This window comes from Shewanella sp. SW1 (assembly GCF_025653545.1).
Classification (GTDB): Bacteria; Pseudomonadota; Gammaproteobacteria; order Enterobacterales; family Shewanellaceae; genus Shewanella; species Shewanella oncorhynchi.
The window spans coordinates 247,499-256,493 of sequence record NZ_JAKKSG010000002.1 but is presented as its reverse complement, the minus strand read 5'-3'; the positions used below and the strand labels follow the sequence as shown (position 1 = coordinate 256,493).

Annotated in this window: 10 protein-coding genes; 5 read left to right on the top strand and 5 right to left on the bottom strand. The window is 44.6% G+C overall.

The features are described from left to right. Positions 1-509: 509 nt before the first annotated feature. Both L5M71_RS02990 and L5M71_RS02985 read left to right on the top strand, forming a co-directional pair. A complete protein-coding gene (locus L5M71_RS02990) occupies positions 510-1,379 on the top strand; it encodes a 4'-phosphopantetheinyl transferase family protein (RefSeq protein WP_317630032.1) in 870 nt (289 codons plus the stop codon). Between the two features lie 88 nt (positions 1,380-1,467). After that, complete coding sequence (locus L5M71_RS02985; RefSeq protein ID WP_263179961.1) at positions 1,468-2,013, top strand: hypothetical protein; 546 nt, start codon at positions 1,468-1,470, stop codon at positions 2,011-2,013. 171 nt (positions 2,014-2,184) lie between these two features. Here the strand turns inward: L5M71_RS02985 and L5M71_RS02980 are convergent, their stop codons facing one another. Next, complete coding sequence (locus L5M71_RS02980) at positions 2,185-4,173, bottom strand: alkyl/aryl-sulfatase (RefSeq protein ID WP_263165799.1); 1,989 nt, start codon at positions 4,171-4,173, stop codon at positions 2,185-2,187. A gap of 123 nt (positions 4,174-4,296) precedes the next feature. On the opposite strand from L5M71_RS02980, the gene L5M71_RS02975 reads away from it, so the two are divergent. After that, positions 4,297-5,238 (top strand): LysR family transcriptional regulator, encoded by a 942-nt coding sequence (locus L5M71_RS02975; protein ID WP_263206336.1) that lies wholly within the window; start codon positions 4,297-4,299, stop codon positions 5,236-5,238. An 82-nt stretch (positions 5,239-5,320) separates the two neighbouring features. Here the strand turns inward: L5M71_RS02975 and queF are convergent, their stop codons facing one another. Then, on the bottom strand, positions 5,321-6,178 hold the full coding sequence (queF, locus tag L5M71_RS02970; protein ID WP_105249734.1) for an NADPH-dependent 7-cyano-7-deazaguanine reductase QueF: 858 nt from the start codon (positions 6,176-6,178) through the stop codon (positions 5,321-5,323). 59 nt (positions 6,179-6,237) lie between these two features. On the opposite strand from queF, the gene syd reads away from it, so the two are divergent. Continuing rightward, complete coding sequence (gene syd, locus L5M71_RS02965; RefSeq protein ID WP_028760624.1) at positions 6,238-6,888, top strand: SecY-interacting protein; 651 nt, start codon at positions 6,238-6,240, stop codon at positions 6,886-6,888. Positions 6,889-6,983: 95 nt separating this feature from the next. Here syd and L5M71_RS02960 read toward each other — a convergent pair whose 3' ends face one another. Together L5M71_RS02960 and L5M71_RS02955 are read right to left on the bottom strand one after the other, a co-directional pair. Continuing rightward, entirely contained in the window at positions 6,984-7,757 is a 774-nt protein-coding gene (locus tag L5M71_RS02960) for a Zn-ribbon-containing protein (protein ID WP_263191378.1), read from the bottom strand. Beyond that, positions 7,757-8,140, bottom strand: coding sequence for a hypothetical protein (locus tag L5M71_RS02955; protein ID WP_113938966.1), 384 nt, complete (start codon positions 8,138-8,140; stop codon positions 7,757-7,759). Before L5M71_RS02955 ends, L5M71_RS02960 begins: the two co-directional genes overlap by 1 nt. A gap of 164 nt (positions 8,141-8,304) precedes the next feature. On the opposite strand from L5M71_RS02955, the gene L5M71_RS02950 reads away from it, so the two are divergent. Then, positions 8,305-8,712, top strand: coding sequence for a DUF3192 domain-containing protein (locus L5M71_RS02950; RefSeq protein WP_028760621.1), 408 nt, complete (start codon positions 8,305-8,307; stop codon positions 8,710-8,712). Positions 8,713-8,723: 11 nt separating this feature from the next. On the opposite strand, the gene L5M71_RS02945 is transcribed toward L5M71_RS02950, so the two are convergent. Further along, entirely contained in the window at positions 8,724-8,957 is a 234-nt protein-coding gene (locus L5M71_RS02945; protein WP_028760620.1) for a DUF2789 domain-containing protein, read from the bottom strand. Between the last annotated feature and the right edge of the window lie 38 nt (positions 8,958-8,995).

Sequence of the window (8,995 nt, the reverse complement as noted above, 5' to 3'; positions counted from 1 at the left end):
AATGGGGATGCAGATTACCTGAGGTTTCGGGTCGATACAATCATCTGGGACTGGAATTTATTGGCTTTCGTTGAGTAATGGTATTTTCTGTGCGTTATGTTGGGTTTTTACTGACCGCTTGGGCTTTTTAATACTTTGATGGTGGAAGAGTTAAATTTTTAGGATCGATAAAGGCCGCTTTTTTGAGTTCGCGGGGTAAAATAGCCCAATATTGGCTTACGTCCCTTTCGTCATGAATGAGACTGTGCGGCTAAACCTATTAATTTGGGCGCAAAACCTTGGCGCAATTGCAGCAAAAATTTGCGGCTAGGATGGCGTTTAGAGTCGTTCTAAGAATTGCTCTTATTAGAGCGTGGCTAAGAATTGAAATAGGGCTTAGTTGAAACTATTTAAGATGCATAATGAACTCAAATAATGATGAACCCAGATAAGAATGTTGCTAAGTGCTCTCCAAAAAGCCAGACAATGATAACCATCAGCCGCAAGGCTTTGTCCTGCAAGGCTCTCAAATGACCGACTCCAGTACATCTAGCAAAAACGGCGTGAATGTGGATCTATTTTTTATTCCACTGAGCGATATTTCATTGCCGCAAACATCACTCGCTCAGTCTTGGTTAAGTGATGATGAACTCGCTAAGGTCGCACGTTATCGCGATCCCAAGGCGCAAATGAAGGGATTACAGGTCAGGGCAGCGTTGCGGGCCGTGTTATCTCGCTATGCGGATTTATTGCCACACGAGTGGTGTTTTGAATATGGCGCTAAGGGTAAGCCGAGTTTAACGGCAAAATTGCAACAGCAAACAGGGCTTGAGTTTAACTTAAGCCATAGCGGCGATTGGTTATTGATTGGTGTGACTCAGTTTCATGGTGTTGAGTCTGGTTTATTTGGGGTCGATATTGAAAGATCGCGGCCGAAGACGGATATCTATCCAATCCTAAATCACTATTTTTCCGCCCAAGAAACTGCGGCTTTGTTGACCCTTGTCGATGAAGCGAGTCAACGGCAGCGCTTTTTCGATTTATGGGCGTTAAAGGAGTCCTATATCAAGGCGACAGGTCTAGGTTTAGCGCAGTCGCTTAAATCCTTCGGCTTTGATCTAAAGCCATTCGATAAATTGGTGGCCGGATCGGTTGAGCTTAGATGCCAAGATGCAGCGTTGATGCCGTTCTATGGCGTGGCGCCTTTGCTGAGTGTCTATTCTAATATCCCGCTGCAAACCATTGATGCAAGTTCATTGTATTGGCAAATCTATTTTGGGCGTTTGACCGAGGAGTACCGTTTTGCCGTGAGCTTAGGGCATGCTGGTAACACCGAGATTTCCATAATGCTAACGGCGCAACTGAGCAGCATAGAAGCCTTACTTGCCGATTATGGTTAACTTGTCTTATTCATCTTCGGTTAAACATTGCTGGGTATAGTCACGCCTATAATATTTTGAATTTGAATGAAATAAATGAGGTTTAACAATGAAACGGATTAAGTGCCTAATACCTACCACTATGATGGTGTTGCTATCTGGTTGTGGTTATTTTGGTGGCGATGAAAAGCAGCAATTGGAGCAGGCTTGGTTAGCCCAAGATCCACAGTTGCAGCAAGTGGTTGAGCAAATTCGTGCCAATGGCTTAGATGTTGTGGCTCAAAGCGCGGCAGCAGGCACAGTTTCGGCCTGTGTGGCTGGAAAACTCAGCCAAGATCCGTTGGGTAAGTTAGTCAATGTTGAAGGTTCGCTGGTGGAGTCGGCTAAAGTGGCAGAACTGCTGGGTGACTTACAGAAAGTAATGGAGCAAGACATCAGTTTTGATCAGGTCGCGAGCTTGCTACAAAAGGGCGCCGATGCGGCGGCCTATGCTAAAAGTCTTATCGAGCAACAAGGTTTAGATCAAGCCTTACAAAGCCTTAAGCAAATGGTGACCGCGAGCGAGCAATTTGCCCAGCAAGACTTAGGCGCGCATTTTCAGCAGTTATTGCTTGAGTGCAAAACTTCAGTCCCAACGCCAGAGTCTGCGAATTAATTATCTTACTTTAATCTGGCCTTTAAAGATTGCACGAGAGAACATGTCGTGCAAATGGCTATCCGTACTTCACTCTTTTGCTTACAGAACACGACTCGCCAAGTGTCAGAATGGTTAGTGCTAGTGTAATTTTTCCATAAAACGCCCTGAAGATTCAGGGCGTTGATTTGGTTATTTCGCGCTTGGTAGTGGGACGATTTCAAAGCTTTCATCGAACTTTACTAAGGTCGACGCTATCTTACCGAAGGCATCTTTATCACCCTCTAACTTGGCAGTACCCTTAGCCAGTAACTCTTTAAGTGTGACTTTTCCGAGTAAAATCCCCGTAATATAGCGTTTATCAATATAAAGATTGGCATCGGCCTCCATCGGTTTATCAACCTTAATATTGCTTAAATTACCGTTACTTAGTTCAACATAGAGCGTTTCTTGGGTGTCGGGGTTAATCACATTAAGCCTGATTAGCCCAAGTTCAGCAGCTTTGAGGCTATCGACTTTTACGGCGAGGAAGTCAAATAGGGTCGATATGTCCATTTCTCCTAAAATATCTGCAGAGGCCGATTTAGGCGCGCCGGGTTGAATGCCTACGCGTAACTCTTGGGCGCCAGTGAGGTAAATGTTGCGCCAGCCAGCACCTTCGGCTTGATAACCCAGTTGCTCATAGGTATCGGCAAGTAATTGTCTTGCCTCTTTGTTATTAGGTTCTGCCATCACGACTTTATTGAGTGCGGTGGCCACAAAACGGTACTCGCCTTGGGCATAGTCGGCTTTGGCGTGTTTCACTACGGCTTTGGCACCGCCCATATACTCCACAAATTTCGTCGCTTCATCTTTTGTCGGTAGTGGGTTTAAGTTGGCGGGATTCATATCGAAATAGCCAAGGTACATGTTGTACACGGCTTTGGCATTATGGCTGTAGGTGCCATGGTAACCATTGGTGTACCAAGTATCGCGCACAGCCTTAGGGATAGTGGTTTGAATCGCATCGCCAATATCTTGAATACCCACGCCATTATTGGCTAAACGCAGGGTTTGATTATGCACTAGGCCATAGTTATCCCTTTGCATTCTTAAGTATTGGTTTATATCAGTATTGCCAAATACGGGGGCTGAGTGGGCAGTGAATATAACCTGTGCATCATTACCAAAATGAGTCAGTAATTCGTTGATATCCTTAGACCATTTTATCGCATCTCGAACTTTTGCCCCGCGTAAGGTATAAATGTTGTGCATGCCGTGGTAGGTGAGCTCAGCGGTCCACAATGCTTTCATTGAGGGAATATAGGTGGCCATTTCCGAGGCGGCTTCTGTGCCTGATGCATCCATAAACACCATGTCGATGCCATCAATGGTGAGTGTTTCCCACTTATCTTTGGCATTTAAGGTGACATCGGGTTTAACGTAGGTCACTTCGCCTTTGGATAATCCCTTAGCAAGTGCGGCATCGACAATGCCTTGATCGTTTCGCTCTAATGTTGCGCCGTATTGATAGGCGGCGCGGCGGCTCATGGCATTACCGGCAAGCACATTTTCGTCGACAATTTCTTTGGTGATGTTATTGGAACCATAGACTTTGACGTTTGGGAACATGTCTTTGATTGCGCGGGAGCCGCCAAAATGATCTCCATGACTGTGGGAATAAATCATCGCGACTACGGGTAAGTTATTGCCCTCGGGCAAGTGTTTTAGCGCAAACTCGAGGGATAATTTTGCCGCTTCTTTGGTCAGCAGCACGTCATAAAGGATCCAACCCGTTTTACCGCGGATAAGGGTTAAGTTCGATAAGTCTGTGCCACGCACTTGATAAATGCCATCTGTGACCTTGTATAAGCCGTTAGACACCATATTCAATTGAGCTTGGCGATAAAGTGAAGGGTTTACTGTGTCTGGAGTTTTGTCGCCAATAAAGCTGAAATCGGCACGTAAAATGGCTGCTGTTGGTTCATCGAGTTCAGCAATAAGATTTTTAGAAAACTCTTCAAAGGCTTTTTTGTCAGCAAAATTAAGGCTTGCTGCTGAGGTTTTATTTACCGCAATGGTTTGCTCGGTGGCAGGCTTTCCCTGATAGTGCAGGCTGATATGTTCATGCTCGTGTTCAGCGGCCACGGCGCTTAAAGAGAAGCTTGCGATAATACTCATTGTCATCAAAGATTTTTGCATTATTTTACCTACCGAAAAGTGGGATAGTGTCGTTGATGGTTTGAGTATAGCCAGCTTGTGTATTTAGATAACTCGAGTTAGTTTGGGTTGTAATATTCATATAGTGAATGAGTGCACTCCCTTATGCCGACACGAAAGCCATTAGATTTAAATTTATTACGCGTGTTTATGGTGGTTTACCGTACTCGTTCATTCACCCAAGCGGCACAGGAGTTAGATTTAACTCAGTCTTCCGTGAGCAATGCGATAAGCCGGTTCAGGGCTTGGGTCGGGGAGTCACTGTTTAATCGAGTTGGACGGGGAATTGAGCCTACATCGGTGGCACGGGAGATGTACCGTAAATTTGAGCAGCCCATGGCGGATATTGAAACCGTATTACTGGGGTTTGAGCATTTTGATCCCAACACGAGCCAGCGGCGCTTTTATGTATATGCTAATGAGTCGGTTATCGAAGCGCTGCAATCAGGCGTGCAGGCTTTGTTACAGACTGCTGATATTGAAGTGATTTTCCGCGAGTCGCCGCCGCAGGAGGATGAGCTATATCGCGATATTTTGCTTGAGCGGGTCGCCGTTGCCATAGACATTAAGCCCGCGCAGCAAAGTTTGCTCTCGAGCAAATTGCTCTTTACCGAAAATTTAGTTTGTATCGTCAGTCGGCAGCATCCTCGTATTCAAGGTGTCATTAGCCATGAACAGTATTTTGAGGAGAAACACGTCTTTTTGAATCTAAGGCGTTTTAATTTGACTGCAGGGGATTTGTTTACCGAAGGCGTGTTACCAAGGCGCAAAATGTACAGTGAGCAATCATCTCTATTGAGTATGTTTGCAACTGTCGGTAAAAGTGAGGCGATAGGCATAGCGCCTTTGCGTTACGCCAGTCAGTACGCTGAGATGTTCGGCTTACAGATTTTACCTATGCCCCTGAAAACAAGGCCAATTGATTTGTATATGGTGTGGAGCAGTAAATATACCCAAAACCCGAGCCATCAATGGCTACGGCGTTTATTGCTCAATGCGAGTGCAAACACTGTGAATAAAAAAGCTCTGAATATAGCGAGCAGCTAGGGCTAGCGATTCAGAGCTTTGTTGCAGTTTTTAAACCTTATTTTCTATCTCAGATTGTTAATCTAATAGCCTAAGAAGGTCATTACTGTCTTGCGAGTCTGTGGCTTTCGCCAGGTTGCTCGAAGTCACTGCGATAAGGGTTGATATCTAAACCACCGCGACGCGTGTAGCGGGCGTAAACCGTCAATTTAGTGCAATGACAGAAACGTTTTAAATCGACGAAAATTCGCTCGACACATTGCTCGTGGAATTCGTTATGTTGGCGGAAAGAAATCAAATAGCGCAGCAGTTTCTCGCGATCGATTTTAGGGCCTTGATAACGGATCATCACGCTGCCCCAATCGGGTTGCGAAGTGATCAAACAGTTGGATTTCAGCAGGTTTGAATTAAGCGTTTCCGCGACCGTTTGCTTATCGTCTGTACTGTTAACTAAGTAATCAGGATTAAAACTATAATCGCTGACTTCAATATCGAGATCGTCAATACAAGTGCCTGGTAACTCAATAATACGCTGAATACCAAAGCTTTTTGGCTCGATAATCTTAACGCTAACATCACCTTGAGCACACTGACTTAAGTCTTGCACTAAGGTTTTTTGCAGTGAATCTAGGCTATCAAACTTGGTTTGATTAAAGCTATTGAGATACAGTTTGAACGATTTCGACTCAATCAGATTCAGGCTTTCATAGCTTAAATGAAATTCAGCTATGGCCACCATAGGCTTACCTTTGGCATTTAACCAAGACAGCTCATAACCCGTCCAGATATCGGCACCATGAAACGGTAACGTCCCAGTGAGTGCAATAGCATTACGGTTTAGTGAGCGTGGAACCCCTTGCAGCAGCGACGCATCATACTCGGCTTGGTAGTCTGTGGCTTTACCTAAAGTCAGGCCAACAAGCGCTTGCGCATCACTATAGGGATCGTGATTCTGTGTCATCAATACTGTTTCCATGTCAAAATAGGCGCACATTATACCTGAAATTGGATTGTGCTTAAGTGTCTTGTCTGCCCGCACTCGATAAATTTTTGCAAAACTATCATCAAGCTTACTTAACGAGTTTAGGTGAACTACCGCGTTATTACCCACAGGGTGAGCCTTCTGTGTGTATTCAAGGCGAATTTCAACCGGATCTTGAACAGGCCGTTTCTTGGCAGCCAGTGAAACGCAAAGTTGAAGGCAGTTTCGCCAATGTAGAGCATGCACTGGAGTTAACTTTATGGCCAGAGATCAATGATTTTTACGGTCATTATTTCTCCGCCCCAGTATTATTTGACTCTAAGTGGGGCACGGGGGAGTTACTGCAAGTCTGGAATGATGACGATTTTAACTGCCTGCAACAAAACTTGATTGGTCATCTGATGATGAAGAAAAAACTGAAGCAGTCACCGACTTGGTTTATCGGTCTGTTAGATGAGGGAGATAAAATGCTCACCATCAATAACAGTGATGGTAGCGTATGGATTGAAATCCCTGGTGAAGTGCAATCTGAGCAATTGTCCTCGAGTTTGACTGCGTTTATTGAAGCATTATCGCCACGGATAGCACCACCCGTTAAACATGAAGAACTACCTATGCCCGCATTAGAACATCCTGGTATTTTCGCCAGTTTTAAACGTATGTGGCAAAACCTTTTCGGTAAACGTTAACTTCTGTGAGCGACATTTTTATTATTAACCTAGGTATTAACTCAACCTAAGCGTGGCTTATTTTAGGTTGAGTTTTGCAAGGGGATAAACAGATGTTATTGATGATCCCAAGACAGATTCGACACTATGCGGCAAGGCTCGCAGCGAAAATGGAACATATCCAATAAAGGTTCATCGAGTTTCCAATCATGACTGCCACAACATGGGCAAGGTCGTGTTTTTTCTGAGGCCAAATCTTGGCCGCCAACGCGATATAAGTAGTAATAGGTCGGGATCTGAGTGAGATATTCGATACGACCGCGCAAATCCCAACCTCTGCGAAATAAATCACTGTCAGGACTCGATAATTCCTCTAGCGCGGCAAATTCTGCCTTAGTGGCCGCCGCCATTTGCAGCTCGTCGCAGGCTTGCCATTCGCTCTGCCAACGGATAATACGTTTATGATCGCCATTAAAGGTTGCGGGTATACGGTACAGGGGAATGGGCAATAAATTGTCGCCGCTGCGTAGGGGCGAGCACATATGCACAAAACTGGTGTATAGCAGTTGCCAGCTGGGTGTTTCGGTATTACTTACTTCAGAATTGATATCCTGACCAATAAACTTTTCCCGCGGCGCGAGTAGTTTAGCGTCGGTTAATTCTACTAAGGCTTTTTTGACCCAAGGGCTGTGATATTTGTGCGCTAAACTGCTTTTCTCTGGCATCAATAAACGCACTCTAAACTCACCGTCATTAAAGGCGACCGCAAATTCTCGTCCTAAGATTTGGCCATTAGCTCGATAGGCTTCAAGGAGCTGATTAATGGCCTTCTCGGCGGCAGATATCGTGGTGTCGGCGAAGCATTCGAAGCGCAGTTCAGTGACAAACATTAAGCTGTTTTTCCTTGGATTTCTAATAAGTTGATGCGTTGTTTAAGTTCAAGCAGTTCGTTTTTTAATTGCATTATTTCTGTTTTTTGCTGCTCAGCATGACGTTCAAAATACGCCTGTTGCATCTGCATGCGCTCGGCGAGCACAGCAAGGGTTAAGGTATCGTTAGTTGCGGGAACGTCAGTTGTAGGGCTGATAGTTTGCAACTCAGCTAAACGCTCGCGATCTGCCTTAGGCATAGATTTAAATTGCTGTAAGCCTTGGATCAATATAGGTAAAGGTAGGCTACTACCTAAACGGGTTTTAATTAAGGCAAGGCTCGGTACTTTACCGCAGGCTTCGAGCGAACGTGCGGCCGCTAATACTTGGTCAAGGGGACTCATAATTAGCAAAATTCCTTAATTTGTTGAATTGTTTAAACCAATTTTAAAATAATAATTAATTTTTTCATTTAAAAACAGTGTGTTGTCTTGTGGCATTTATTTTGCTTATTGTCCAGCCGAAATACCATTTTTTAAGCTTCAATAATAATTACACAGGATGTCACATGATGAACCATAAATTGAATAACAAACTTATCGCCATCACTTTTTTAGGGCTCGCAAGCTTAGGTCTTAGCGGCTGCGTGGTCAATGTCGGTGATGGAGAATCGGGCTGGGATAGCAGCGAATCTTGGGAGAAAGTGCAGGATAAAAATCGCACTAACTTAACCAAACTGAGCTTAGGTATGCCTAAAGACCAAGTGATGATCTTAATGGGCACCGCTGATTTTAGTGAAGCCTATATTCAACAAAGTGCTCAACAAGGTGAAGCCAATAAAGAAGTCTTAGTGTTGTTTTATCGTACCCAGCGTAATAATGGCGATGGAAAAACCACTAAGGATGAATGCACGCCTATCGTGCTGAGCAACAATGCCTTAGTGGGTTGGGGCGAAACGGCTTACGGTAAAATCTGAACCAACGAGTCTTATCGTTTACGTAGCTGAGTGTCTAATTGCTCAATGGGCTCAGTCCAGAGGGCATCGGCTTCTAAACCTTCAATGATAAAGCTCTTTTGGGCAGGGGTCCAAAAGGGCGCTTGGCTTAAATGGATGTGATGGTCGATATCATGGGTTGCAATAAACTGCGCTATGGCCTCGTCGCTACTGTCTAAACCGAGTTGCTCAAACAAGTGGCTTAAGTCTACCGGAGTTGTATCCATCATTATTTCCTTTTCAGTATAGTGCCTTCGTTTAGAGT